The sequence below is a fragment of the Pseudomonas corni genome (assembly GCF_057128765.1).
The window spans coordinates 144,431-171,197 of sequence record NZ_JBSKHW010000001.1 but is presented as its reverse complement, the minus strand read 5'-3'; the positions used below and the strand labels follow the sequence as shown (position 1 = coordinate 171,197).

General features: G+C 58.6%; 27 protein-coding genes and 1 other RNA gene. 5 read left to right on the top strand and 23 right to left on the bottom strand.

The features are described from left to right. Nucleotides 1-44 precede the first annotated feature (44 nt). From ftsA to rsmI, 16 genes are all read right to left on the bottom strand, one after another. A complete protein-coding gene (gene ftsA, locus ACWKV9_RS00730; protein WP_483834177.1) occupies nt 45-1,304 on the bottom strand; it encodes a cell division protein FtsA in 1,260 nt (419 codons plus the stop codon). A gap of 15 nt (nt 1,305-1,319) precedes the next feature. Next, a complete protein-coding gene (locus tag ACWKV9_RS00725; RefSeq protein ID WP_483834176.1) occupies nt 1,320-2,189 on the bottom strand; it encodes a cell division protein FtsQ/DivIB in 870 nt (289 codons plus the stop codon). Nucleotides 2,190-2,191: 2 nt separating this feature from the next. Continuing rightward, nucleotides 2,192-2,500, bottom strand: a complete 309-nt coding sequence (locus tag ACWKV9_RS00720) for a hypothetical protein (protein ID WP_483834175.1) — start codon at nt 2,498-2,500, stop codon at nt 2,192-2,194. After that, complete coding sequence (gene murC, locus ACWKV9_RS00715) at nt 2,497-3,957, bottom strand: UDP-N-acetylmuramate--L-alanine ligase (RefSeq protein WP_483834174.1); 1,461 nt, start codon at nt 3,955-3,957, stop codon at nt 2,497-2,499. The genes ACWKV9_RS00720 and murC overlap by 4 nt, the downstream gene beginning before the upstream one ends. Beyond that, on the bottom strand, nt 3,950-5,023 hold the full coding sequence (gene murG, locus ACWKV9_RS00710; RefSeq protein WP_483834173.1) for an undecaprenyldiphospho-muramoylpentapeptide beta-N-acetylglucosaminyltransferase: 1,074 nt from the start codon (nt 5,021-5,023) through the stop codon (nt 3,950-3,952). The genes murC and murG overlap by 8 nt, the downstream gene beginning before the upstream one ends. Further along, nucleotides 5,010-6,227 carry a putative lipid II flippase FtsW gene (gene ftsW, locus ACWKV9_RS00705; RefSeq protein WP_483834172.1) on the bottom strand — a complete coding sequence of 406 codons (1,218 nt, stop codon included), beginning with the start codon at nt 6,225-6,227 and terminating at the stop codon, nt 5,010-5,012. Before ftsW ends, murG begins: the two co-directional genes overlap by 14 nt. Beyond that, on the bottom strand, nt 6,224-7,570 hold the full coding sequence (murD, locus tag ACWKV9_RS00700) for a UDP-N-acetylmuramoyl-L-alanine--D-glutamate ligase (protein WP_483834171.1): 1,347 nt from the start codon (nt 7,568-7,570) through the stop codon (nt 6,224-6,226). Before murD ends, ftsW begins: the two co-directional genes overlap by 4 nt. A 5-nt stretch (nt 7,571-7,575) precedes the next feature. Beyond that, complete coding sequence (mraY, locus tag ACWKV9_RS00695; protein WP_483834170.1) at nt 7,576-8,658, bottom strand: phospho-N-acetylmuramoyl-pentapeptide-transferase; 1,083 nt, start codon at nt 8,656-8,658, stop codon at nt 7,576-7,578. Continuing rightward, complete coding sequence (locus ACWKV9_RS00690; protein ID WP_483834169.1) at nt 8,658-10,028, bottom strand: UDP-N-acetylmuramoyl-tripeptide--D-alanyl-D-alanine ligase; 1,371 nt, start codon at nt 10,026-10,028, stop codon at nt 8,658-8,660. Before ACWKV9_RS00690 ends, mraY begins: the two co-directional genes overlap by 1 nt. Next, a complete protein-coding gene (locus tag ACWKV9_RS00685; RefSeq protein ID WP_483834168.1) occupies nt 10,021-11,484 on the bottom strand; it encodes a UDP-N-acetylmuramoyl-L-alanyl-D-glutamate--2,6-diaminopimelate ligase in 1,464 nt (487 codons plus the stop codon). The genes ACWKV9_RS00690 and ACWKV9_RS00685 overlap by 8 nt, the downstream gene beginning before the upstream one ends. Further along, entirely contained in the window at nt 11,484-13,226 is a 1,743-nt protein-coding gene (locus ACWKV9_RS00680; protein ID WP_483834167.1) for a peptidoglycan D,D-transpeptidase FtsI family protein, read from the bottom strand. The genes ACWKV9_RS00685 and ACWKV9_RS00680 overlap by 1 nt, the downstream gene beginning before the upstream one ends. Beyond that, a complete protein-coding gene (ftsL, locus tag ACWKV9_RS00675; RefSeq protein ID WP_483834166.1) occupies nt 13,223-13,516 on the bottom strand; it encodes a cell division protein FtsL in 294 nt (97 codons plus the stop codon). Before ftsL ends, ACWKV9_RS00680 begins: the two co-directional genes overlap by 4 nt. Beyond that, nucleotides 13,513-14,454 carry a 16S rRNA (cytosine(1402)-N(4))-methyltransferase RsmH gene (rsmH, locus tag ACWKV9_RS00670; RefSeq protein WP_483834709.1) on the bottom strand — a complete coding sequence of 314 codons (942 nt, stop codon included), beginning with the start codon at nt 14,452-14,454 and terminating at the stop codon, nt 13,513-13,515. Before rsmH ends, ftsL begins: the two co-directional genes overlap by 4 nt. 2 nt (nt 14,455-14,456) lie before the next feature. After that, entirely contained in the window at nt 14,457-14,912 is a 456-nt protein-coding gene (gene mraZ / locus ACWKV9_RS00665) for a division/cell wall cluster transcriptional repressor MraZ (protein ID WP_268797805.1), read from the bottom strand. A 307-nt stretch (nt 14,913-15,219) separates the two neighbouring features. Next, nucleotides 15,220-15,577: RNase P RNA component class A (gene rnpB, locus ACWKV9_RS00660), an RNA gene on the bottom strand. Nucleotides 15,578-15,663: 86 nt separating this feature from the next. Then, on the bottom strand, nt 15,664-16,569 hold the full coding sequence (gene rsmI / locus ACWKV9_RS00655; RefSeq protein ID WP_483834165.1) for a 16S rRNA (cytidine(1402)-2'-O)-methyltransferase: 906 nt from the start codon (nt 16,567-16,569) through the stop codon (nt 15,664-15,666). Nucleotides 16,570-16,803: 234 nt separating this feature from the next. On the opposite strand from rsmI, the gene ACWKV9_RS00650 reads away from it, so the two are divergent. From ACWKV9_RS00650 to ACWKV9_RS00635, 4 genes are all read left to right on the top strand, one after another. Next, entirely contained in the window at nt 16,804-18,618 is a 1,815-nt protein-coding gene (locus tag ACWKV9_RS00650) for a penicillin-binding protein activator (RefSeq protein WP_483834164.1), read from the top strand. Beyond that, nucleotides 18,618-18,989, top strand: coding sequence for a YraN family protein (locus tag ACWKV9_RS00645; protein ID WP_483834163.1), 372 nt, complete (start codon nt 18,618-18,620; stop codon nt 18,987-18,989). The genes ACWKV9_RS00650 and ACWKV9_RS00645 overlap by 1 nt, the downstream gene beginning before the upstream one ends. Nucleotides 18,990-19,107: 118 nt before the next feature. Beyond that, nucleotides 19,108-19,701 (top strand): phosphoheptose isomerase, encoded by a 594-nt coding sequence (locus ACWKV9_RS00640; protein ID WP_349800904.1) that lies wholly within the window; start codon nt 19,108-19,110, stop codon nt 19,699-19,701. Further along, nucleotides 19,698-20,276: a BON domain-containing protein gene (locus ACWKV9_RS00635; protein ID WP_483834162.1), complete on the top strand. Its 579-nt coding sequence runs from the start codon at nt 19,698-19,700 to the stop codon at nt 20,274-20,276. The genes ACWKV9_RS00640 and ACWKV9_RS00635 overlap by 4 nt, the downstream gene beginning before the upstream one ends. A gap of 174 nt (nt 20,277-20,450) precedes the next feature. Here ACWKV9_RS00635 and ACWKV9_RS00630 read toward each other — a convergent pair whose 3' ends face one another. From ACWKV9_RS00630 to rplM, 7 genes are all read right to left on the bottom strand, one after another. Continuing rightward, nucleotides 20,451-20,864, bottom strand: a complete 414-nt coding sequence (locus tag ACWKV9_RS00630; RefSeq protein ID WP_483834161.1) for a ClpXP protease specificity-enhancing factor — start codon at nt 20,862-20,864, stop codon at nt 20,451-20,453. An 18-nt stretch (nt 20,865-20,882) separates the two neighbouring features. After that, nucleotides 20,883-21,500 (bottom strand): glutathione S-transferase N-terminal domain-containing protein, encoded by a 618-nt coding sequence (locus tag ACWKV9_RS00625; protein WP_349800901.1) that lies wholly within the window; start codon nt 21,498-21,500, stop codon nt 20,883-20,885. A 230-nt stretch (nt 21,501-21,730) separates the two neighbouring features. Beyond that, nucleotides 21,731-22,513 carry a cytochrome c1 gene (locus ACWKV9_RS00620; protein WP_483834160.1) on the bottom strand — a complete coding sequence of 261 codons (783 nt, stop codon included), beginning with the start codon at nt 22,511-22,513 and terminating at the stop codon, nt 21,731-21,733. Beyond that, nucleotides 22,513-23,724, bottom strand: coding sequence for a cytochrome b (locus ACWKV9_RS00615; RefSeq protein ID WP_483834159.1), 1,212 nt, complete (start codon nt 23,722-23,724; stop codon nt 22,513-22,515). The genes ACWKV9_RS00620 and ACWKV9_RS00615 overlap by 1 nt, the downstream gene beginning before the upstream one ends. Then, nucleotides 23,724-24,317 (bottom strand): ubiquinol-cytochrome c reductase iron-sulfur subunit, encoded by a 594-nt coding sequence (gene petA / locus ACWKV9_RS00610; RefSeq protein WP_483834158.1) that lies wholly within the window; start codon nt 24,315-24,317, stop codon nt 23,724-23,726. The genes ACWKV9_RS00615 and petA overlap by 1 nt, the downstream gene beginning before the upstream one ends. 262 nt (nt 24,318-24,579) lie before the next feature. After that, nucleotides 24,580-24,972: a 30S ribosomal protein S9 gene (rpsI, locus tag ACWKV9_RS00605; protein ID WP_002555064.1), complete on the bottom strand. Its 393-nt coding sequence runs from the start codon at nt 24,970-24,972 to the stop codon at nt 24,580-24,582. Nucleotides 24,973-24,986: 14 nt separating this feature from the next. Next, nucleotides 24,987-25,415 carry a 50S ribosomal protein L13 gene (gene rplM / locus ACWKV9_RS00600; RefSeq protein WP_025166857.1) on the bottom strand — a complete coding sequence of 143 codons (429 nt, stop codon included), beginning with the start codon at nt 25,413-25,415 and terminating at the stop codon, nt 24,987-24,989. A 242-nt stretch (nt 25,416-25,657) separates the two neighbouring features. On the opposite strand from rplM, the gene ACWKV9_RS00595 reads away from it, so the two are divergent. Beyond that, nucleotides 25,658-26,695 (top strand): NADP(H)-dependent aldo-keto reductase, encoded by a 1,038-nt coding sequence (locus ACWKV9_RS00595; RefSeq protein ID WP_483834157.1) that lies wholly within the window; start codon nt 25,658-25,660, stop codon nt 26,693-26,695. Nucleotides 26,696-26,767 lie beyond the last annotated feature (72 nt).

Sequence of the window (26,767 nt, the reverse complement as noted above, 5' to 3'; positions counted from 1 at the left end):
TCTAGTTTTTTTACGCCTGTTGCCTGCCTACCACTTTTGAATCTTTAGAAATTCCCCTGCACCCAACGCTTGAGGCGCTCTAATACCGGTGCTTTAGGTTCATCGCTATAACTGCTACTGGAGCCGGAAAGGCCGGACAGCGAGATGCCGTCAGACTGCTTTTGCAGTCCGTACAGCAACAGGCCGACGCCAGTTGAGTAGATCGGGTTGCGAACGACGTCCGCGAGCCCTTTAACGCTATGCGGCACACCAAGGCGCACCGGCATGTGGAAGATTTCCTCGGCCAATTCGACCGCGCCTTCCATTTTCGAGGTACCACCGGTCAGCACGATGCCAGCCGGGATCAAATCTTCGTAGCCGCTGCGACGCAATTCAGCCTGTATCAAGGTGAACAGCTCGTCGTAACGTGGCTCGACCACTTCAGCCAAGGCCTGACGCGACAGCTCGCGCGGTGGACGATCGCCCACGCTCGGCACTTTGATGGTTTCACCGGCGCCAGCCAGTTTGGCCAGGGCGCAGGCGTAACGGATCTTGATTTCTTCGGCGTACTGGGTCGGTGTGCGCAGAGCCATGGCGATGTCGTTGGTGACCTGATCGCCGGCAATCGGGATCACCGCCGTGTGGCGAATGGCGCCTTCGGTGAAGATCGCGATGTCGGTGGTGCCGCCACCAATGTCCACCAGGCACACGCCCAGCTCTTTCTCGTCGTCGGTCAGTACCGAATAGGCCGAAGCCAGTTGTTCGAGAATGATGTCGTCGACTTCAAGACCGCAGCGACGCACGCATTTTTCGATGTTCTGCGCGGCGTTGACTGCGCACGTGACTACATGAACCTTGGCTTCCAGGCGTACGCCGGACATGCCCAGTGGCTCACGAACGCCTTCCTGGTTGTCGATCACGTAATCCTGGGGCAGCGTGTGCAGCACGCGCTGATCAGCCGGGATCGCCACAGCCTGAGCGGCATCGAGTACACGCTCCAGGTCCGCGGAGCTGACTTCACGGTCGCGGATAGCAACGATGCCGTGGGAGTTCAGGCTGCGAATGTGGCTGCCTGCGACACCGACGAATGCCGAGTGAATGCGGCAGCCGGCCATCAACTGAGCTTCCTCGATGGCGCGCTGAATCGACTGCACGGTCGACTCGATATTCACCACCACGCCCTTTTTCAGGCCGCGCGATGGGTGGGTGCCGATACCCACGATTTCCAGGGTGCCATCAGCCGCGACTTCGCCTACCAGCGCCACCACTTTGGAGGTGCCGATATCCAATCCGACGATCATTTTGCCGCTTTGCACGTTTGCCATGGGTCCTGCCTCTTATCAATTCTTCGCGACGGCGGGTTTGGCCGTCGTTGGCGCTGCAGCTTCCTCACGCCAACCGACGGCAAGGCCGTTGTTGTAACGCAGGTCGACTCGCGCAATGTTCGTGATCTGTTCTTTGAGCGTCTTGTCGTAAATGACGATGAAGCGGCGCATTTTCTCCACCAGATGATCTCGGCCGAGCAACAACTCGATACCCGGACCTGAAGCACCTGCTCCGGTGGTCAAAAACCAGCTGCCCCGCTCACGCAATTCCAGACGAGCAATGGAAAAGCCCATGGGGCGCAACATCTGACTCAGGTTCTGGTACTGCTGCATCACCTGCTGTTGAGCCCGTTGGGGCCCGAACAACTGCGGAAGGTGTTCGTAGTTGGCCAGTTCACGCGGCGTGAACGCCTGGCCCTGGTTGTTCAATAAGGACTCATCCCCCCAGCGCGCTACTGGCAGCTGCTCTTCGAGACGGATGACCACTTGATCAGGCCAGACGCGACGGACTTCGGCGTGGGCGATCCATGGCATCTGTTCAAGCTCGGTGCGCATGCCGGCCAGATCAATGGTGAAAAAGCTCGTTGCGACGAAAGGCGCGATACGTTGCTGCACGGCTTGCTGGCTGATGTAGCTCAAGTCGCCCTGCACGTTGATCTTGGAAATCGGGCGATCGGCATAAGGCAGCAGGCGTTGCGCGCCTTCGTAGGTGCCGAAGCCAAGCGCGACCAGCAAAATCGGCCAGAACACGTATTTCAGGAAACCGAAGTTTGCCTTGGGCAGGCGCACCGACAGTGGCTCCTTGGCAACCATCCGGCTGGCGCCGCGCGGCACCGGCTTGCGGCCGGGAGCGGGTGGCTGATGACGTAGCGATGCGCCCTGCATGATCAACCTCGCGCCTGATGGCTGTCGGCAAGTAGCGCCAACAACTGCTGTTTGGAATCAAGGCCCGATGCATCAACCATTACTGGCGAACCGGAGAGACGGGCGGCTTTGCGGACAGGGATCGATTGATCGACGCCGTTCGTATTTGCCATTCCGCCACCAGTACCTTCATGAGCCGGTTGGACGATGAAAGGAAAGCCCAGTTCCGTGGCCGCAAAAATACAATCCTGCTCACTGCTCAGCACGGCAATACGCCCGAAACGCAATGGCGTCGGGGTCAAGAGCAGAGAGGATTGCAAGGCGGCTGTCATTTCAGCTTCCCTTCGGTCGAGTTGACGATCGCGCCCGTGAACAACGGGCTTTTCAGCAACTGCGGGGCAAGACCGCCGATGTCGCCAGCGCCCTGACACAACAGGATGTCGCCAGCACGCAACAGCGGCTTGACCAGTGGCGCCAACTCGACGCCACGCTCGATATAGATCGGGTCCAACTGTCCACGCTGACGAATGCTGTGGGCCAGCTGGCGGCTGTCCGCGCCCGGGATCGGCTCTTCGCCCGCCGGATAGACTTCCATCAGCAACAACACATTGGCGTCGTTCAGGACCTGCACGAAATCGTCGTAGAGATCCCGTGTGCGGCTGTAACGATGGGGCTGATACACCATGACCAAACGACGGTCCGGCCAGCCGCCGCGCACGGCAGCAATCACCGCTGCCACTTCACGGGGGTGGTGACCGTAGTCGTCGACCAGCATCACGCTGCCGTTTTCCACGGGCAGTTCGCCGTACACCTGGAAGCGTCGTCCAACGCCCTGAAAGCCTGACAGCCCCTGAACGATGGCTTCGTCGGAAACACCTTCGTCAGTGGCAATGGCGATAGTCGCCAGCGAGTTCAACACGTTGTGATTGCCTGGCATGTTCACCGACACGTCCAACGGCTCGCGGTCACGACGCAGCACGGTGAAGTGTGTGTGCATGCCGTCCTGACGCACGTTGATCGCGCGCACATCAGCCGCTTCATCGAAACCGTAAGTCAAAGTCGGGCGCTTGACCGAGGGCAGAATGTCGCGCACCACCGGGTCGTCGATGCACACCACGGCCAGACCGTAGAACGGCAGGTTGTGCAGGAACTCGACGAAGGTTTTCTTCAGTTTGTTGAAGTCGCCTTCGTAGGTCGCCATGTGATCGGCGTCGATGTTGGTGACCACCGCAACCAGCGGCTGCAAGTGCAGGAAACTGGCATCGCTTTCATCGGCTTCAGCGATCAGGTAACGGCTGGTGCCGAGCTGAGCGTTGGTGCCCGCAGCGTTCAGACGACCACCGATCACAAACGTCGGGTCCAAGCCTCCAGCCGCGAACACCGAAGCGATCAGGCTGGTAGTCGTGGTTTTACCGTGAGTGCCTGCCACCGCGATGCCATGGCGATAGCGCATCAGCTCAGCCAGCATCTCGGCACGCGGGACCACCGGGATGCGACGCTCAAGGGCGGTCGCTACTTCCGGGTTCGAGGTGTTCACTGCGCTGGACACCACCAGTACATCAGCGGCTGCCGCGTTTTCCGAGCGGTGGCCGATAAAAATCTGTGCGCCGAACGATTCGAGACGTTCGGTCACGGGCGAAGCTTTCAAATCCGAGCCCGAGACGTCATAACCAAGGTTCAGCAGCACTTCAGCAATGCCGCACATGCCTACGCCGCCGATACCGACGAAGTGGATGCGACGGATACGGCGCATTTCCGGCTGGGGCATCGCGCGTTGATTTTCAACCATGGACCACCTCCAGGCAGACATCGACGACGGTGTTGGTGGCATTGGGCTTGGCCAGTTGGCGAGCCGTAGCAGCCATGCGTTTGAGTTGTTCGGGTTGCATCAAAACCTCTTTCAGGCGAGCGGCCATTTCGGCGGCGCCAGTTGTTGCTTGTGGCATGACGAAGGCAGCACCTTCGCGGGCCAGATAATCGGCGTTACGGGACTGGTGGTCGTCAATCGCGTGGGGCAATGGCACCAGTAACGACGGCAGACCAGCGGCTGCCAATTCACTGATGGTCAGTGCGCCCGCGCGACACACCACCAGATCCGCCCAGCCATAGGCCTGGGCCATGTCTTTAATGAACGGCGCAACTTGCGCCTCCACACCGGCCGCTTGATAGCGCTCGGTTGTGATTTGATCGTGCTGCTTGCCAGCCTGGTGAAACACCTCAGGCCGCAGTTCCACGGGCACCAGAGCGAGGGCTTCAGGCAATAACTTGTTCAGCGGTTCGGCGCCAAGGCTGCCGCCCAGCACCAGCAAACGCGGCTTGCGTCCGGCCAGCGACTGACGCGGTGTTTCAAAGAACAATTCGGCACGCACCGGGTTACCCGTGGTGCGGCGCTTGGCCGACACGGCAAAGGTCTGCGGAAAGGCTTCGCACACGCGGCTGGCAAACGACGCCAGACTGCGGTTGGCCGTCCCGGCTACAGCGTTTTGCTCGTGAATGATCAACGGCACGCCCGCAAGCCTCGCCGCCAAGCCACCAGGCCCGGTGACGTAACCGCCAAAGCCCAATACACACACGGGGTTAAGTTCACGCATGACTTTGCGCGCTTGCAGCAATGCGTTCATCAACATGAACGGCGCCTTGAGCAAAGACAGGCGCCCTTTACCGCGCAGCCCGGTGACTTTGATCAGGTGCAGTTTCAAGCCAGCCGCCGGGACCAGTTCGTTTTCGATACCGCGCGGTGTCCCGAGCCAGTGCACGGTGTAGCCGCGTGCCTGAAATTCACGCGCGCAGGCCAGCGCCGGGAACACATGTCCGCCCGTTCCGCCTGCCATGATCAGCACGTTATTTTCGGCCATGAGCAGGCTCCTCGGCGAAGTCGCTCTCATTGAACTCGGCTTCTTCACTGCCCATGTTGTTGCGCGATTCCCACTCGATGCGCAGCAGCAAGCCCAGGCTTGCGCAGCAGATGATCAACGAGCTGCCGCCGTAACTGAGGAACGGCAGGGTCAGACCTTTGGTTGGCAGCAAACCAACGTTCACGCCGATGTTGATCAGGAACTGACCAATCCACAAAAACGCCAAACCGTATGCGGTGTAAGCAGCAAAGAATTGCTTGGCGCGCTCGGCCCACATGCCGATGTACATCGCCCGCAAGCTTACAAATACGAACAACCCGACGGTGACCAGCGAACCCACAACGCCCAGTTCTTCAGCCAATACCGAGAACACGAAGTCGGTGTGGGCTTCCGGCAGGTAGAACTGCTTCTGCACGCTGTTGCCCAGACCTACGCCCAGCCATTCGCCGCGACCGAAGGCGATCAGCGCTTGGGTCAATTGATAGCCGGAACCGAATTGATCGGACCACGGGTCGGTGAAGGTGATCAGCCGCGCCATCCGGTAAGGCTGCGCCTGAACCAGCACGAACACTGCACCAAAGGCCAACGCCACCATGAGCGTGAAACGGAACAGACCAACACCACCCAGGAAGAGCATCGCCGCAGCGGCGCCCATCATGACGACGGTGGCGCCGAAGTCAGGCTCCATCAGCAACAGCCCGGCCATGGGCAAGAGCACGATGAACGGCTTGAAAAAGCCCATCCAGCTTTCGCGCACTTCCTGCTGACGCCGGATCAGATAACCCGCCAGGAAAATCACTACAAAGACTTTGGCGATTTCCGAAGGCTGGACGTTGAACATGCCGAAGCCGATCCAGCGCATCGAGCCGTTGACCTCACGGCCAATCCCCGGCACCAGCACCAGAATCAGCAAACCAAATGCGCCTGCCAGCATCAACCAGCCCAGACGTTGCCAGGTTGCAACGGGAATCAACATGGTCACGACGCAGGCGCCAAGGCCCAGCACCAGATACACCAAGTGGCGGATCATCATCGCCAGCGTGTTGCCGGATTGCGCGGCTGCAACTTCGGACGAAGCCGAGGCGATCATCACCAGACCCAGGCCCAGCAGAGCCAGGCAACCGGCGAGCATCGGGAAATCCACATCAATGCCACGACCGCTGATGAGCGGCGACGGATAAGGCTTGATCACACCAAATATCATGACAAGTCCCTCACGGCCTGGGCGAAGACGCGACCGCGCTCTTCAAAATTCTTGAACATGTCCAGGCTTGCACAGGCGGGCGACAGCAACACGGCGTCCCCTTCCTGAGCCAATTCGGCAGCACGTTGCACAGCTTCTTCCAATGTTTTGACGCGTACCAAAGGCACGGAATCGCCGAAGGTCGTGGCCAGGAGTTCTGCGTCGCGACCCAGCAGGATCACGGCGCGGCAATGTGCGGCAACCGGGGCTTTCAGCGGTTTGAAATCAGCGCCTTTTCCGTCGCCACCGGCGATCAATAGCAGTTTGCCGGCGATGTCGGTGCCCAGGCCTTCGATGGCAGCCAAGGCGGCGCCGACGTTGGTGGCTTTGGAGTCGTCGTAATAACTGACGCCTTCACGCTCGCCTACCCACTGGCAACGATGCACCAGCCCGGCGAACGTGCGCAGGCTCGACAGCATCGCGTCAAACGGCAGACCGACGGCATGCCCCAGCGCCAGCGCAGCCAGCGCGTTGGACTGGTTGTGGGCACCACGGATTTTCAATTCGCGGACCGGCATCAGGTTTTCGAACTGGAAGGCCAGATACTTCTCGCCGTTCTCTTCTCGCAGACCGAAGCCGTTCCTGTCAGGCGTGTTCAGACCGAAGGTCCAGGCCGGGACGCCTTCACCGATCAATGGTCGGGACAACGCATCCTGACGATTGACCACCACTTGCCGCGCACCACGGAAGATCCGGTGCTTGGCCAGGTGATAAGCCGGTAGACCACTGTAGCGATCCATATGGTCTTCGCTGACGTTCAACACGGTTGCCACTTCGGCACCAAGCTGATCAGTGGTTTCCAGCTGGAAGCTCGACAGCTCCATGACGTACAGCTCGACGTCGTCGCTGAGCAAATCCAGCGCCGGAACGCCGAGGTTGCCGCCGACCGCCACGCGCTTGCCAGCGGCCAAAGCCATTTCCCCAACCAGCGTGGTAACGGTGCTTTTGGCATTGGAACCACTGATGGCAACGATCGGCGCTTTCGCATTACGGGCGAACAGCTCGATGTCACCGGACAACTTGACGCCACGCATGGCCGCCTGCTGCAACGCGGGGGTGGCCAAGGCCAGACCGGGGCTGACATAAAGCTCGTCGGCGCGACAGAGGAATTCAACGTCCAGCTCGCCGCAACGTACTTCCACCTGCGGGTAGTCACGACGCAACGTCTCAAGCTCCGGCGGATTCTCCCGCGTATCGGCCACGGCAAACGACACGCCCCGGTTCGCCAGGAAGCGAACCAGGGACATGCCGCTCTTGCCGAGGCCGACAACGATGCGGAAGTGGTCAGAAGCGATCAGAGACACTCGTTCTACCTCAGTTTCAGCGTGGCAAGGCCGATCAACACGAGAATCACGGTGATGATCCAGAAACGGACGATCACACGCGGCTCGGGCCAGCCCTTGAGTTCAAAATGGTGGTGGATCGGCGCCATGCGGAAAACGCGGCGGCCGGTCAACTTAAACGATGCAACCTGAATGACGACTGACAGGGTTTCCATCACGAACACCCCGCCCATGATGAACAGCACGATTTCCTGACGCACGATGACGGCGATGGTGCCCAGGGCCGCGCCCAGCGCCAGTGCGCCGACGTCGCCCATGAAGACTTGCGCCGGGTACGTGTTGAACCACAGGAAGCCAAGACCGGCACCAATAAGCGCGCCGCAGAATACGATCAGCTCGCCTGCACCGGGCACGTAAGGGATCAGCAGGTATTCGGCGAATTTCACGTTACCCGACAGGTAGCAGAAGATGCCCAGCGCGCCACCGACCATCACCGTCGGCAGAATCGCCAACCCGTCGAGGCCATCGGTGAGGTTGACTGCGTTGCTGGAGCCGACGATCACAAAGTAGGTCAGCACCACGAAGCCCACGCCCAGCGCGATGCTGAAATCCTTGAACATCGGGATCAGCAGCGTGGTTTCGACGGGGCTTTGCGCAGTCATATAAAGGAAGAGTGCCGCGCCCAGACCAAACACCGATTGCCAGAAGTACTTCCAGCGGCTTGGCAGCCCTTTGGAGTTCTTCTCGATGACTTTGCGGTAATCATCGACCCAGCCGATGCCACCGAACAGCAGGGTCACGATGAGGACCACCCACACGTAGCGGTTGGACAGGTCGGCCCACAACAGGGTGCTGATGGCGATGGCGGACAGAATCAGCGCGCCACCCATGGTCGGCGTACCGGATTTGGACAGATGCGATTGCGGACCATCGTTACGCACGGATTGGCCGATCTGCTTGTTTTGCAAAGCACGGATCATCCAAGGCCCCAGGCACAACGACATCGACAATGCAGTGAGCACGCCGAGAATCCCGCGCAGGGTCAGGTATTGGAAGACCGCGAAGCCTTTGTAGAACTGTTGCAGATACTCGGCCAGCAGCAGCAGCATTAATGTTTCTCCAGCATGGTTCCACACAGGGCTGCAACGATGTTTTCCATCGCGGCGCTGCGAGAACCTTTGATCAAAATAGTGGTGTTTTTGTCCTGCTCAGCGCCAAGCGCTGCGATCAGGTCTGCCTGACTGGCAAAATGGCGGGCATCCTGCCCGAAAGCTTTCACTGCATGGGCCATCAATGGACCAACGGCATACAAGGCATCGACTTTCCCGGCGGCGTATTCACCGACGTCGCGGTGCCCTTGTTCGGCCCAGTCGCCCAGCTCACCGATGTCGCCCAGCACCAGCACGGTACGACCGGCAAAACCTGCAAGAATGTCGACTGCCGCAGCCACTGAAGTCGGGTTGGCGTTGTAGCTGTCATCGATGACGCGCATCCCATTGGTCGCCAGTTGCGCAACAGTGCGGCCCTTGACCGGCTGCACGCTGTTCAAGCCATCGACGATGCCTTGCAGCGGCACTTCCAGCGCGTATGCGGCAGCGGCGGCGGCCATGGCGTTGGCCACGTTGTGGGCGCCTAGCAAATTCAACTGCACCGACGCAGAACCCATCGGGCCGTTCAGTGTGAAAGTGGGGCAACCGCGATCATCCATACCCAAATCACTGGCATACAGATCAGCAGCAGAATTACTCAGGGAAAAGCTCAGTACCTTGCGCTCGCCTGCGCGGGTACGCCAGATGCCGAATGCCTTGTCATCCAGATTGAGCACCGCCGTGCCGAACGCACTCAGGCCGTCGATGATTTCGCCTTTGGCCTGGACGATTTTGTCCGGACCGCCGAATTCACCCACATGGGCAGTCCCGGCGTTGGTGATAACGGTAACGTGAGGCTTGGTCAGGCTGACGGTGAACGCGATCTCGCCAATGCGCGATGCGCCCAACTCGATGACCGCCGCTTCGTACTCCGAAGTCAGCGACAACAGTGTCAACGGTACGCCCAGCTCATTGTTCAGATTGCCCCGCGTGGCAAGTACCGGGCCGCGCGTACGCAGGATGCTCGCAAGCATTTCCTTGACCGTGGTTTTGCCACTGGAACCGGTGATCGCTGCCACAGGCTTGTCGATGAACGCGTTGCGATTCAGTGCGCCCAGTTGGGCCAGCGCCTGGCGTGTGTCAGCCACTACCAGTTGCGGCAGATCGGAGCCAGGCACTTCGCGCTCGACCAATGCCCCGACAGCACCTTTGGCAGCGACCTGATCCAAATAATCATGGCCGTCGAAATTGGGGCCTGTCAGGGCGATGAACAACTGGCCGGTGGTCACGCTGCGGCTGTCGATGCTGACGGCGTCGAAAACAACGTCCTGTCCTGCAACGCGCGCGTTCAAAGGACCGACCAACTCGCTAAAAGACAGTGGCTTAAGCATGTGCAACCTCCCAGGCATCCAGTGCCTTGGCGGCTTCTTCAAGATCGGAGAACGGATGACGCTTGCCGTCGATCTCCTGGTAATCCTCGTGGCCTTTGCCGGCGAGCACGATGACATCCCGTGCATCGGCCTGGGCTATCAGCTGAGCGATGGCCGCGCCCCGCCCGGCTACGAAAGTCACGTTATCGGCCGCCACGAACCCTGCTCGGATGTCGTCGAAGATCCGCGCAGGCGTTTCAGTTCTTGGGTTGTCATCAGTGACCAGCACTTTGTCCGCCAGGCGCTCGACCACTTCTGCCATCAACGGACGTTTGCCGCGATCACGATCCCCGCCGCAACCGAACAGGCAAACCAGTTGGCCTTGAGCGTGAGGACGCAATGCAGCGAGTACTTTTTCCAGCGCATCGGGGGTGTGGGCATAATCGACCACCACCAGCGGACGTGCGCCGCCGCCCAGACGCTGCATCCGGCCCACCGGACCTTCAAGGCCCGGCAGCACTTTGAGAATTTCGTCTAGTGCGTAATCCAGCCCCAACAGCGCGCCGACCGCAGCCAACACGTTGCTCAGGTTGAAGCGCCCAAGCAAGCTGCTGCGCAGAACATGCTCGCCCTGCGGCGTCACGAGCGTGGCGCGCACGCCGTTGTCGTCGAACGTCGCTTCGCGGCAATACAAATAGGCGCTGGTGTCTTCCAGGCTGTAGCTGATCAAGCGTGAAGGCTGAGACTGTGCCGCCAGCTCACGACCGAACTCATCGTCCAGATTGATTACGCGGCAGCGCAGGTCATTCCACGCGAACAGCTTGGCCTTGGCGGCGCCATAAGCCTGCATGGTGCCGTGGTAGTCCAGATGATCGCGGGACAGATTGGTGAACACTGCGACGTCGAATGCCAGCGCAGTCACCCGCCCCTGATCCAGACCGTGTGAAGACACTTCCATCGCGATGGCTTTGGCGCCAGCCTTGCGCAGGTCGGTCAACGTCGCCTGCACCGAAATAGGGTCCGGCGTGGTGTGGATACCGCTTTTCAACGCACCGTGGAAACCGTTGCCCAGCGTACCGATGACGCCGCAGCGCTGACCCAATTGATCCAGCGCTTGCGCGATCAATTGGGTGACGCTGGTTTTGCCGTTGGTGCCGGTCACGCCAACCAGATTCAGGCTGCGCGTCGGGTCGCCGTAGAAGCGCCCGGCAATATCGGATAACTGTGCGGCCAGGCCTTTGACCGGGATCAGCGGCACATCAGTGATCGGCAGCACTTTGGCGCCTTCCACTTCATAGGCCACGGCAGCAGCGCCGTGGGCAATGGCATCGGCGATGTGATCGCGGCCATCGACCTTGAGGCCAGGAATCGCCAGAAACAGATCGCCAGGACGCACTTTGCGGCTGTCCAGCGTCAGTTCGCGAATCATCAGATCGCGTTCGTTGTAGCCGAAGATCTTGCTCAGATTAGAAGACATCAGCCGCGCCCTCCTTTAACAGGAGCTACTGGCGTGGCGTTGGCCTGCTCAGCAGGGATCGGCGCGAGGTTGTCAGGGCGAACGTTCATCAAGCGCAGCGTGCCCGACATCACTTTGCTGAACACCGGCGCGGAAACCAGACCGCCGTAGTAACCGCCTTTGCTCGGTTCGTCGATGACTACCACGATGGCGTAACGCGGGTTGCTCATTGGGCCGAAGCCTGCAAACAACGAGCGGTAGGAGTTTTCGGCGTAGCCCTTGGTGCCCACCGACGTCTTACGTGCGGTACCGCTCTTGCCAGCCACGTGATACGACGGAACCCGTGCACGATAAACACCGCGCGGGTCCTCGATCACTTGCTGCAGCATGCCTTGCAGCGTCTTCGCCGTGGCTTCCGGGATCGCCTGAGTCGAGCTCTGCGGCGTGTCGGTCTTGAGGATGGTCAACGGCACGAGCTTGCCGTTGTTGGCGAGCGCGGAATAAGCGTGAACCAGCTGCAGAGCCGTGACTGACAAGCCGTAACCGTACGACAACGTGGCGGTTTCAGCCTTGCGCCATTCGCGATAATTCGGCAGGTTGCCAACGCGCTCGCCGGGGAAGCCCAGACCGGTATATTGGCCCAGGCCCACACGCTGCATGGCACGGAAGATCGCTTCGCCGCCAACGTCGAAGGCTACTTTGCTCATGCCGACGTTACTGGAATTGATCAGAATGCCGGTGAGATCGAGGATCGGGCCTTCGGTCTTGGTCACGTCGCGGATGGTGTACTTGCCGATCTGCAACGTGCCCGGATACACCTCAACCTTGTCGCTTGGCTTCCAGCGACCGCTGTCCAGCGCAGCCGTCATGGAAATCGGCTTCATGGTCGAGCCTGGTTCGAACACGTCGATGATCGCGCGGTTACGCATCGCTGCCGGCACCATGGTGCGACGGTTGTTGGGGTTGTAGGTTGGCTGGTTGACCATCGCCAGTACTTCGCCGGTCTTCACGTCCATGATCACCAGGCTGCCGGCCTTGGCGTCGTTTTCCTGAATCGCGTTACGCAGTTCGCGGGTCGCCAGATATTGCAGGCGCAGGTCAATAGACAAAGCCAAGGTCTTTCCAGCCTTGGCGTTTTTAGTGACCTGGAGATCCTTGATCACCCTGCCGCGACGATCCTTGATCACCTGCCGCTTGCCGGGCACGCCAGCGAGCCAATCGTCGTAGGCCAGTTCAACGCCTTCGCGTCCGTGATCATCGAGGTCGGTAAAACCGACCATGTGAGCCGTGACATCGCCCGCCGGGTAGAAACGGCGAAACTCTTCCTTGGCATAGACGCCAGGAATTTTCAGGTCGACAACCGCTTGCCCCTGCTCCGGCGTGAGGCCGCGGACCAGGTAAATGAATTCTTTGCTGGCTTGTTGATCAAGACGCTCGGTCAGCGCTTTCGGATCCTGGCCCAGGGTTGCGGCCAGCAAATTCCACTTGCTCTTGTCTGCCTGCATCTCGGACGGGTTCGCCCAGATGGTAGCGACAGGCGTACTCACCGCAAGCGGCTCCCCATTGCGATCAGTCACCAGGCCACGGTGGGCAGGAATGGAAATAGTACGCAGACTGCGCGCATCACCCTGCTCGATCAGGAAGCGGTGATCGATGACCTGCAGATCGATAATGCGATAGCAGATCGCAAGCACCATGATCACCAGCAACCCGACGACTACCCGGAAACGCCAAGGGTAAAGAGCCCCATCGAGTTTCATCATGGCGACACCATCCGGATCTGCGCGGCGTCAGGGATACGCATTTTCAATTGTTCTGTGGCGAGTGCTTCGATCCGACTGTGAGCAGTCCACGTGCTTTGCTCGAGAATCAGACGGCCCCACTCGGCCTGCGCTTTGTCGCGCACGCTGAGTTCGTTGTACAGCGAGTTAAGTAACTGGCGATTCCAGTGCGCGCTGTAGGAAACCCCAATAGCCGAAACAAGCACGGCGACGAACAGCATCAGCATGAAGAAGCTGCCACCGGGCAACGGCTTGAGAAAAACGCGGCTCATCGCAGCTTCTCCGCAACGCGCATGACGGCGCTGCGTGAACGTGGGTTAGCCTTGGTTTCAGCATCGGAAGCGAACTGCGCTTTGCCGATCAGTTTGATTTTCGGCTCGAACGCCTGATGGCGAATGGGAAGGTTGCGCGGCAGGTTGTCCGCTTCGCCCTTGACCAGTTTGCGCATGAACAGTTTGACGATGCGATCTTCCAGCGAATGGAAACTGATGACCACCAGACGGCCACCGATCTCCAGCGCTTCAAGCGCAGCATCAAGGCCCGCTTCGAGATCGCCCAATTCATTATTAACGTGGATGCGCAGCCCCTGGAATGCACGGGTCGCCGGGTTCTTGCCTTTTTCCCAGGCCGGATTGGCGACCTTGAGGACTTCGGCCAGATCGCCGGTGCGTTCGAACGGCTGGGTTTCACGACGAGCCACGACAGCGCCAGCCATACGACGGGCAAAACGCTCTTCGCCGTATTCCTTGAACACGCGGGCGATTTCTTCGGCTGGGGCGGTATTGACGAATTCGGCCGCGCTGATGCCGCGCGACGGGTCCATGCGCATGTCCAGCGGGCCGTCATTCATAAAACTGAAGCCGCGCTCGGGGTCATCCAGTTGCGGTGAAGACACACCGAGGTCCAGAAGGATTCCGCTGACAGTGCCTGCGAACCCTTGGTTTTGAGCCTCTTCGCCCAGTTCGGCAAAACTGCGCTGCACAATGACAAAGCGGCCATCTTCGGCCGCCAGCGCTTGACCTGTGGCAATCGCTTGAGGATCTTTATCGAACCCGAGGAGCCGACCATCCGGCCCAAGGTTTTGCAGAATGAGTCGGCTGTGTCCGCCGCGCCCAAAGGTGCCATCCACATAGCAGCCATCTGCGCGCACTGCGAGAGCCTCGACGGCTTCTTCGAGCAGTACGGTGATGTGGGTAAAGCCGCTATTCATAGTCACAAGATCAAATCACGTAGTTCATCAGGCATCGCGCCCGGTTTTTGAATGGCCGCCAGATCCGCATCAGCAAGAGCGTTCCAGGCGTCCTCGTCCCACAGTTGAAACTTATTGAGCTGGCCTACCAGCATCACGCGCTTGTCCAGCTTGGCGTAGTCGCGCAAGCGAGGCGGCACCAGAAAACGCCCACTGCCATCGAGCTCCAGATCAACAGCGTTACCAATCAGCAAACGCTGCAAGCGACGGTTTTCCTCACGGAAAGTCGCAAGCTCACGCAATTTCGCTTCGATCAGCTCCCATTCCGGCAGCGGATAAATGCAAAGGCATGGGTCAACGGTGTCAATTGTCACGATCATCTGGCCGGCGCTACGCGAATCCAACTCGTCACGGTACCGGCTCGGCATAGCGAGACGGCCCTTTGCATCGAGATTGATTGCGTTGGCACCACGAAACACAGGCGCATTCTCCAAATATTAGCTTTTTGCGTTCAAAAAACCCACTTCACGCCACTTTCTGCCACTTGCGCACACTATAGGAATGCGGCCACCACACCGTCAAGGAGCGGTCCTAAGGAAAAGCCTTACAGAACGGAGATTTAGGAGCGGTATTGAGGGGGTTTTGCGAATTTTTGGAGAGATAGCGAGGATAAACCTCAGGAACCTCAAAAAGTTGAGGCCCGAACTTAATGTGGTTTATCAAGCGTAAGATTTTTTTGATATTAAGAAGGGGGTTTTGCGATACAAAAAAACGGGGATAAAAAAGGTGGAGAGTCGATCTGTAAGCCGGGTTCTGTCGAGGACAGTCATTCCTCTACGACGGCCGTCACCGGACGTCTTTAGCAACCTACCCGGTTCCAGCGCGGGCCACGCCTTGGAACCCTATTTGGTCTTGCTCCGAGTGGGGTTTACCTAGCCACGAACTGTTGCCAGACGTGCGGTGCGCTCTTACCGCACCTTTTCACCCTTACCGGCACCGAAGTGCTTAGGCGGTTATTTTCTGTGGCACTTTCCGTAGGCTCGCGCCCCCCAGGCGTTACCTGGCACTCCGCCCTATGGAGCCCGGACTTTCCTCCCCCCCCTGCTGCGGAACAACAGAAGGCAGCGACTGTCCAATCGACTCTCCGCCGCCAAGGTTAATGGGACGGTGGCTCGAGAACAAGCTTTATCACCCTCATGCGCCAATACGTCACGGTCCGCCCTGGGCAGATCACTCGCCCTTTTGCTTATCCAACGCCACTTGGTAGAGCAGATTTTTGCGCACCCCGGTGATCTCCGCAGCCAATGCAGCGGCACGCTTTAACGGCAAATCCTGGAGCAGCAGATCGAGTACCCGACGCGCTTCCGGGCCAACTGCATCCTCACCCTCAGGCTCACTCCAGCCAGCCACCAGAACCACGCACTCTCCACGCTGCTGATTGCTATCGCCTTCTACAAAAGCGCGCAGCTCTCCTAACGGCAGACCTTTGAGCGTTTCAAAAGTTTTAGTCAACTCACGCCCCAACACCGCGGGGCGATCAGCGCCTAACACAACTTCCATGTCCTGCAGGCATTCGAGGATACGATGGGGGGCTTCGTAGAAAATCAGCGTGCGCGGCTCTTCTTTGAGCAGTTCAAGTCGCGCCTTGCGCCCCACCACCTTCGCAGGCAGAAAGCCCTCGAAGATAAAACGGTCTGACGGCAGCCCGGCTGCAGATAACGCGGCGATCAGCGCGCAGGCGCCAGGCACCGGCACGACCTGAATCCCGGCCGCTCGCGCCTGACGCACGAGGTGATAACCAGGATCGGAAATCAGCGGCGTACCCGCATCGGAAATCAACGCGACGCTATCGCCTGCCAGCAAACGGGTGATGAAACGGCTGCCTTCTTCGCGCTCATTATGCTCATGACAAGCGGCCAAAGGTGTCGCGATGCCGAAATGCTGCATCAACCTTAATGAGTGGCGAGTATCTTCGGCGGCAATGAGCGCTACCTCACGCAGCACTTTCAACGCGCGCACACTCATGTCGTCCAGGTTGCCAATCGGCGTTGCCACCACATAAAGCGAGCCGGCAGTGGAATTCAAAGCACCTGGAGCAGTCAAAGCGCACACCTCATGTTCAGTAAAAGCCCGCATTGTACAGCGTAAGAGCGCTTCAAGCGGGTGACGGGTACAGGGAGAGTGAAAATGAACGGACGCCACGATTCAAACTCCGAATACGGTCCAGTCAGGATGCAGCAACCTGCGACATGTCACGATATCGCGCTTCGGCACGACCAATATCGAGGCCTTGACGCCACTAACGTCGCGCCCCGGCCAGTGCTTGGGTACACTTCCACGCTAATTTGCTCGAGTATCAGGAACATACACATGATCGCTTGCCTGCGGCTGTTCACTGCCCTCTGCCTGGCTGCCTTATTGGCGGCTTGCGCCAGCTCGCCCTCCTCCAGCCTTGGCGAACTTCCACGCACACCTGACGCCAGCATCGAGCAGTTGCTCGAACAAGCGGCGGCTGCCAAGTCACCGGATCAAGCCGCGCTGCTTAGACTGACCGCCGCCGACCAGGCTGCACGTCAGAATGATCCCGGCCGCGCCGCCAGCATTCTTGAACAGGTCAAAATGAACCAGCTCAAGCCTGACAAACAGATTTACGCGAGCACCCTGTCAGCCGAACTGGCGATGATTCGCAGCCAGCCCAAAGCGGCCCTGACTGCGCTCAGCCATCCAAGCCTGCAACATCTGGACGAAATGCCGGTTGACCTGCAGGTACGCGCGCACACCGTTCGCGCCAGGGCGCTTGAGGCCGACAGCCAGGCCCTCGCCGCGGCCAGTGAACGCGTCTATATGTCGCCGATGCTTAAAGGTGCCGACGCCAACGCCAACAATGACGCGATCTGGGCATTGATTGCAGCGCTGCCTACTGAGCAACTACAAAGTAACGCCACGGATGTCATGGGCGGCTGGTTGAGCCTGGCCCGCGCCGTTAAAGGTGCTGGCACGCTGGAACAGCAGCAGGCAGCCATCGACGCCTGGAAAGCACAAAATCCGCAGCACCCAGCGGCACTTCAATTGCCGACCACCCTTGCCCAACTGCGCGAACTGAAAAGCGAGCCGCTGACCAAGATTGCACTGCTGTTGCCGCAAGACGGCGCGCTGGCATCTGTAGCCCGCGCCCTACGCGATGGCTTCATGGCTGCTCACTACCAGGCACAGCAAGCCGGTCAAAATCCTCCGGCGATTGAAGTATTCGACAGCTCTCGCGTGACCTCCATGGACGCGTTCTACCAGCAGGCCAAGGCCGCTGGCGTGCAACTGGTTGTTGGACCGCTGGAAAAACCACTGGTCAAGCAGCTCAGCAGTCGCGAGCAGTTGCCAATCACTACCCTGGCGCTGAACTACAGCGACAACAACGTTGAAGGTCCGCCGCAGTTGTTCCAGTTCGGCTTGTCCGCTGAAGACGAAGCCCGTGAAGTGGCCCGTCGTGCATGGGCCGATGGCAAGCGCAGCGCAGTGGCCATGGTGCCTAAAGGCGAATGGGGCGATCGCGTACTCGACGCTTTCCGTCAAAGCTGGCAAGCCAAGGGCGGCACCTTGCTGGGTGCCGAACGAATCGATCAGCCGGTTGCACTGGCGCAGCAGATTGCCGAGTTGTTCCAGTTGCGCAACAGCGAAAGTCGCGCCAAGAGCCTGCAGAGCACCACCGGCGCAACTGTAGCTGCACAACCAACGCGTCGTCAGGACATCGATTTCATGTTCTTGGCCGCGACGCCTCAACAGGCCCAGCAGATCAAGCCGACAATGGTGTTCCAGTACGCAGGTGACGTTCCGGTGTACGCAACTTCGCACCTGTTCACCAACAGCGGTGATCAGGCGCAGTACAACGATCTGAACGGCGTGCGCTTCTGCGAAACTCCTTGGCTGCTGAACGCAACCGATCCCCTGCGTCAGCAGGTCACCGCGCAGTGGCCGCAAGCTGGCGGCAGCCTGGGTCGCCTGTATGCGATGGGCATCGACGCGTACCGCCTGGCACCGCGCCTGGGTCAGTTGAAGACGCTGCCAGACAGCCGCCTGGATGGGCTGTCGGGTAGTCTGGCGATCGGTCCAAGCCAACGCATTGAACGTCAACTGCCGTGGGCCGAATTCGTCAACGGTCAGATCCAGCGCCTGCCGGACACTGCGCCTTGATGCAAAGCGGTACGCGGCAAACTGCAGGGCGAGAGGCTGAAGCCTTCGCCTTGCGGCACCTGCAAGAGCAAGGTTTACGCCTGATTACACAGAACTGGACATGCAGACGGGGTGAGCTCGATCTGGTCATGCTCGACGGCGATACAGTAGTATTCGTCGAAGTTCGCTATCGTCGCCACTCAGGATGGGGCGGAGCTCTGGAAAGCGTTGATTTTCGCAAGCAGGAAAAGCTCATACTGGCTGCTCAATCGTTCCTGCAAAAAGAAGCGCAATGGGCCAATGCTCCCTGCCGGTTCGACGTCGTAGCCATCAATGGCGACCCCGGCGCTGCACCGGCATTGAATTGGCTGCAGAATGCGTTCGATACATGATCGATGCACCAGATCCGAAGCCTGCCCTGACGCGCGAACACATACCCGGAATCAGATTCGCTCTTTGCTTTGCAGGCCGCACACTTTGGGCCGGCCGCCCTTATTAAGGTTTACCTAGATGGACATGCAATCCCGTATTCGCCAGCTCTTTCAGGCCAGTATCGATACCAAGCAACAGGCGATGGAGGTTCTTGCACCGCACATCGAGCAAGCCAGTCAGGTCATGGTCAATGCACTGCTCAACGAAGGCAAAATGCTTTCGTGCGGTAACGGCGGCTCAGCGGGCGACGCGCAACACTTCTCCTCAGAACTGCTCAATCGTTTTGAGCGCGAACGACCGAGTCTGCCCGCTATCGCGCTGACGACTGATACCTCGACAATCACCTCGATTGCCAACGACTACAGCTACAACGAAATCTTCTCCAAACAAATTCGCGCGCTGGGCCAGCCCGGCGACGTGCTGCTGGCGATTTCCACCAGCGGCAATTCCGCCAATATCGTGCAGGCCATTCAGGCCGCCCATGACCGGGAAATGATCGTCGTGGCCCTGACAGGTCGCGACGGCGGCGACATGGCGTCGCTGCTGTTGCCAGAAGACGTGGAAATCCGCGTTCCGGCAAAAGTCACTGCACGCATTCAAGAAGTCCACCTGCTGGCGATCCATTGCTTATGCGACTTGATCGACAGCCAACTGTTCGGGAGTGAAGAATGATCTCTAAACGTCTTAGCCTATTGGCCCTGACGCTGTGCCTGGGCATCAGCGGATGCAGCTCGGTGATCAACGCCAGCCGGGAAAAGCCAATCGATGACGATCGTGGCACGCGCACCTTCGGCAGCAAGATCGATGACTCGCTGATCGAAACCAAGGTCTCGGTGAACATCGCCAAGGCCAGCCCGGATCTGGATGACAACTCGCATATCGTTGTTACCAGCTTCAACGGCATTGTGCTGCTCGCCGGTCAAACGCCTCGCGCTGATCTCAAGCAATTGGCCGAGCAAACAGCGGCAGCTGTTCAGAAGGTCAAGAAGGTCAACAATGAACTGCAGGTGATTGCGCCTTCCTCCATGCTCGCACGTAGCAGCGACGCCTGGCTGACCAGCAAGATCAAGACAGAGATGCTGACCGACAGCGCCATTCCTGGATCACGCATCAAGGTCGTGACCGAGAACGGTATCGTTTATCTGCTGGGCCTGCTCACCCAACAGGAAGCAACCCGCGCCACCAACCTGGTGCAAGGCGTCAGCGGCGTGCAGAAAATCGTGAAACTGTTTGAGTACATCGACTGATACGCTTCACTAGGATCTGATGACTTTGTAGGAGCGCGCTTGCCCGCGATGGCAGTGTGTCTCCTAAAAATACGTTGCTGACCCACTGCAATCGCGGGCAAGCGCGCTCCTACAACTGAAGGCGAAAAAAAAGGCGATCCGAAAGGATCGCCTTTTTCATTGCTGCATGATCGGTTACTTGACCACTTTCAAGCTCGGCCGGCCGGTAGGGCGCGGTGGCTCGTCGTCCGGCGGCGTGGTGTCGTCTTCGGACTCGAAGTCCTCGTCGTCATCCACCGCAGGCTCCAGGTCAAACACCATGCCCTGGCCATTCTCACGGGCGTAAATGCCCATGATCGCAGCTATAGGCACGTACAACGTGTGCGGCACACCGCCAAAGCGGCCTTCGAAACTCACCGCATCGTTGTCCATGTGCAAGTGTCGAACCGCACTGGGCGAAATGTTCAACACGATCTGCCCGTCGTTGGCAAAGCCCTGAGGCACTTGCACGGCCGGGTATTCAGCATTCACCAGAATGTGAGGTGTGCAATCGTTATCCACGATCCACTCGTAAAGAGCGCGAATCAGATAGGGGCGACTGGAGTTCATCAAACGGCTCCTTAGGCCTTAGCGCATGTCACGTTCGACACCAGACAGACTTGCCTGAAATGCCTCACGCGCAAACTGGCGCTCCATATAATCAAGCAACGGCTTGGCTGGCCGCGGCAATTCAATACCCAGAATCGGAAGACGCCAGAGTATGGGCAATAGACAGCAGTCGACCAGGCTTTGCTCGTCGCTCAGAAAAAAAGCTTTTTCCGCGAACAGAGCAGAGACGCCGGTCAGGCTTTCGCGCAATTCCTTGCGCGCCTGAACACGAACAGCTTCTTTGCTGCGCGGGTCCAGAATGCTATCCACCAATGCACACCAGTCGCGCTGGATCCGATGGATCAGCAGGCGGCTGTTGGCGCGCGCCACCGGGTAAACCGGCAACAGCGGCGGATGCGGGTAACGCTCATCCAGGTATTCCATCACCACCGTCGACTCGTACAACGCCAGGTCGCGGTCGACCAGGGTTGGTACGCTGCCGTACGGATTCACCTCGATCAACTTGGGCGGATGACGCCCCTCTACGACATCAATGATCTCGGCGCTGACACCTTTCTCTGCGAGCACAATGCGCACGCGGTGGGAATAGTGGTCGGCGGGGTCGGAGTAACAGGCCAACCGGTTGGTCACGCCCATGGCGGTCCTCCTCGCTTGTTTAATTTTCGAAAAGCAGAAAAAACGAACGCGCTCTGAAAGCGCTTTCGGCAACATCCACAGTGAGCGAGTGTTCGTCGCGGGCGACAAGATAGCTCATTTACTCAATGTAAATTCTGCAATCTTTTGCCCGCCACTATACCCGCTCTGTGTGCATGCCTCGAAAGCGGCTCCCCAGAGCGCGTTTCATGTGTCACAAGGCGACAAATTAATCAGTGAACATCCTTCCAGTATTCGCGCTTGAGCAGATAGGCGAAAACGAAAAGCACAGCCAGATACAGCAAAACGTAGGTACCTATGCGCTGGTGCTGCAACTTGACCGGGTTGGCCGAGTACGCCAGGAAGGTCACGAGATTCTTGATTTTCTCGTCGAACTGCTCCTGCGTCAGGCTGCCTGTCTTGGGCACGATGGTCAGCTCATCACAGGACTCATGGGTAAGCGGCGAACCGGTCAACGGGTCGTACTGCTTTTTACCGTCCTCGACCAACTGAACCTGCTTACAACCGATGACCTGACGCCCCTGAAGCCCGACCAGCACGTTAGGCATGCCGACGTTAGGGAAAACCCGGTTGTTCACACCCCATGGCCGCGCCGGGTCCTCGTAGAACGAACGCAGATAGCCATAGAGCCAATCCGTGCCACGAACCCTGGCCACCAGGGTCAGATCCGGCGGCGCAGCCCCGAACCACGTCTTGGCGTCCGCAGGCTGCATGCCGATGCTCATGTGATCGCCGATCTTGGCGCCCGTAAATACCAGCTTCTCAAGCATCAATTCGTGGGGGATGCCGAGGTCATCGGCCACCCGCTCATAACGCTGGAACTTGGCGCTGTGGCAGCCCATGCAATAGTTGGCGAACGTGCGCGCACCGTCCTGCAAGGCCGGCTTGTCTGCCAGATCGATATCGACACTTTCAAGTTCTGGCCCGCCGTGCTCCGCAGCCAGGGCAAAGAGGGGGATGGCAGCAAACAGCAACACCGCAAATAGCTTTTTCATCAGCCAGTCACCCTTTCTGGAACGGGTTTTGTCTTCTCCAGACGCGTGTAAAACGGCATCAGGATGAAATAGGCGAAGTACAGGAACGTGCAGACCTGGGACAGCAAGGCGCGACCGGGACTGGGCGGCAGCACGCCGAGAATCCCGAGAATGACAAACGACACGCAAAACACCACCAGCCATATTCGGCTCAACCAGCCTTTGTAGCGCATGGATCTGACCGGACTTCGGTCCAGCCAGGGCAAGACGAACAGCACCGCGATCGCCGCCCCCATCGCTATAACGCCCATAAGCTTGTCGGGGATGGCCCGCAAAATCGCGTAGAACGGCGTGAAGTACCAGACCGGCGCAATGTGCTCAGGAGTCTTGAAGGCGTTGGCCTGCTCAAAATTCGGTTTCTCGAGGAAGTACCCACCCATCTCCGGGAAGAAAAACACGATCGAACAGAAGATAAACAGGAACACCACCACACCGACGATATCCTTCACGGTGTAGTACGGATGAAAAGCGATACCGTCGAGAGGGACGCCGTTTTCATCCTTGTGCTTCTTGATGTCGATACCGTCCGGGTTGTTGGAACCCACTTCGTGAAGCGCCAGCACATGCAGCACTACCAGCCCGAGGATCACGATCGGCAGCGCCACCACGTGCAGCGCGAAGAAGCGGTTCAGGGTGATGCCGGAAATCAGGTAATCGCCGCGAATCCATTGCGTCAGGTCGTTCCCGATGACCGGGATCGCGCCGAACAGCGAGATAATCACCTGCGCGCCCCAGTACGACATTTGCCCCCACGGCAACAGATAGCCCATGAACGCTTCGGCCATCAGCGCCAGATAGATCAGCATGCCGAAGATCCACACCAGCTCGCGGGGTTTCTGATACGAGCCGTACAACAAGCCGCGGAACATGTGCATGTAAACCACGATGAAAAACGCCGACGCGCCGGTGGAGTGCAGCAGCCTCAGGATCGAGCCGTACTCGACGTCACGCATGATGTATTCGACAGAAGCGAAGGCCTCTTCCGCCGACGGTGTATAACTCATCGTCAGCCAAACCCCGGTGACGATCTGGTTGACCAACACCAGCAGCGCCAGGGAGCCGAAAAAATAGAAGAAGTTGAAATTCTTGGGCGCGTAGTACTTGCTCAGATGGTCTTCCCACATAGAGGTCGCAGGGAAGCGCGCATCGATCCAGTCCATGAACTTGCTCATTACGCTTTCTCCTGATCGACACCAATGACGATGATTGAGTCCGACTCGTAGGAATGCGGCGGAACTGGCAGGTTCAGTGGTGCGGGCTGCGACTTGTAAACGCGGCCGGCCAGATCGTAATGAGAGCCGTGACACGGACAGAAATAACCACCCACCCAATCCTTGCCCAAGTCAGCAGGGGCTACCTCTGGACGGAATGTTGGCGAGCAACCCAAGTGCGTGCATATGCCGATCAGCAGCAGAAGCTCGGGCTTGATCGAGCGGACCTTAGGGTCGACGTAGGTGGGCTGAACGGAATTTTTGGATTCGGGATCGGATAACTGACCGGTGATCTTACCTAGATTGGTCAGAATTTCTTCGGTACGACGAACGATGAACACCGGCTGCCCGCGCCACTCGGCAATCATTTGCTGGCCCGGCTCGATCTTGCTGACGTTGACCTTTACGGGAGCGCCAGCAGCTTTTGCCTTAGCGCTGGGAAACCATGACCCTACGAACGGGACCGCAGCCCCCACCGCTCCTGCTGCGCCAACCACGGATGTGGCCGCCACGAGGAAGCGACGCCGGCCTGCATTCACGCCGTCATTGCTCATTCCGTCCTCTCCCATCAGCTTTTTTTATAGGCCTGTGTGTCCAGGCGCTCATTAAATTATTGTCGAGCTGTCAAAAATCCTGCCGGATGGTAATTAAAAGCCCTTTTGCAGACAAGGGAATTACCCTGAGGCGAAAACGGGAGGCCTTATAATCAGGGGCGTCCGCGAATGAGTCATGTCGCCACACCCAATAATAGACGCCCACAAAAAAACGCCCAGTTCCGTGAGGAATCTGGGCGTTCTTTTTTGAACGAAGAGCGAATTAACGCTTCGAGTACTGCGGACGCTTACGCGCTTTACGCAGACCGACTTTCTTACGTTCAACTTCACGCGCATCACGAGTTACGAAGCCTGCTTTACGCAGTGCGCCACGCAGAGTCTCGTCGTACTGCATCAGAGCGCGGGTGATACCGTGGCGGATTGCGCCAGCTTGACCACTCACACCGCCGCCGATGACAGTGACGTAGATGTCGAATTTCTCGACAGTCTCAGTCAGCTCCAGCGGCTGACGAACTACCATGCGGGCAGTTTCGCGGCCGAAGAAGTTATCCAACGAACGGTTGTTGATGGAGATGTTACCGGTACCTGGACGCAGGAAAACGCGTGCGGTTGCGGTCTTGCGACGGCCAGTGCCGTAATTTTGAGTCGCCGACATAATGAACTATTCCGTTAAAACTTCAGTTCTTGGGGCTGCTGAGCAGTATGAGGGTGTGCAGTGCCCGCATAGACTTTCAGCTTACGATACATGTCGCGACCCAGCGGGTTCTTAGGCAGCATGCCTTTGACCGCGGTCTCGATCACGCGCTCAGGAGCTTTGGCGATCAGCTTTTCAAAGTTGATCGACTTGATCCCGCCCGGGAAACCGGAGTGAGAGTAGTAGATCTTGTCGGTGGTCTTGGCACCAGTAACGCGGATTTGCTCAGCGTTGATAACGACGATGTAGTCGCCGGTGTCAACGTGCGGAGTGTATTCCGGCTTGTGCTTGCCACGCAGACGGCTCGCGATTTCGGTGGCCAAACGACCCAGGGTCTGGCCAGCAGCGTCGACGACGAACCAGTCGCGCTTTACTGTTTCCGGTTTAGCGGTAAAAGTTTTCATTCTGTATAGCCTCAGGGGCCGCCTGCAAAAATTAGACGGCGGATCTTACTGAATAGTACGGTCTTTGACAAGTCAAAGTCCGCCGGGCACGGACGCTATAGGGGGCTCGGGTCAGCGCGTCCAATTGCGGCGGTGTCTTGGGCAGGGGAGCATCACTTCCGCTGCAAAGAGCTGCGGAATTATGCAGATTGCGAAAAAAATTTCAACCTGCTTTTATGTTTCTCTTTAAATAGGAGCGCCAAATGGATTATCGCCAACTGGGCAGAACCGATCTCAATGTCAGCGCCATCTGCTTGGGCACCATGACCTGGGGTGAGCAAAACAGCGAGTCCGAGGCCTTCGCCCAGATCGAACGGGCCAAATCGGCGGGCATCAATTTCATCGACACCGCCGAGATGTACCCTGTCCCGCCACAAAAAGAAACTTACGCCAGCACCGAGAAAATTATCGGCAACTGGTTCAAGAAAAATGGCGACCGCAAAGACTGGATACTCGCCAGCAAGATCGCAGGCCCTGGAAACGGCATCGATTACATCCGTGACGGCCAGCTCAAATTCAATCGCGAGCACATCGTTGCGGCAGTGGATGCGAGCCTGAAACGCTTGCAGACCGACTACCTCGATCTCTATCAGCTGCATTGGCCAGAGCGCAGCACCAACTTCTTCGGCAAACTCGGTTACTCCCACAAGGACGAAGTATTCACCCCCTTGCTGGAAGTGCTGCAGGTGCTGGACGAGCAAGTGAAGGCTGGCAAGATTCGTCACGTCGGGCTGTCGAACGAAACGCCATGGGGCACCATGAAGTTTCTACAGGCCTCTGAAGCTCAGGAGCTGACCCGTCCGGTGTCGATCCAGAACCCGTACAACCTGCTCAATCGCAGCTTTGAGGTAGGTCTGGCGGAAATCGCCATCCGCGAGCAATGCGGTTTGCTCGCCTATTCGCCACTGGCGTTCGGCATGCTGTCTGGCAAGTACGCTGACGGTGCTCGTCCGCCGAAGGGTCGGCTGAGCCTTTACAGTCGCTTCACTCGCTACTTCAACCCGGAATCGGAAGCGGCCTGCGCAAGTTACGTGGCGCTGGCCCGTGAGCATGGTCTGGACCCGGCGCAGATGGCACTGGCGTTCGTCACCAGCCGTTCGTTCGTGACCAGCAACATCATCGGTGCCACGACTCTGGAGCAACTGGACAGCAACATCGAAAGCTTCGAACTGGAGCTGACCGAAGAGGTATTGGCCGGGATCGATGCGATCCACAAAGCCCAGCCGAACCCTGCGCCTTAACCGCAAGATCTGTAGGAGCGCGCTTGCCCGCGATTGCAGTGTGTCAGGTATTAAATGCATTGCTGACCCACC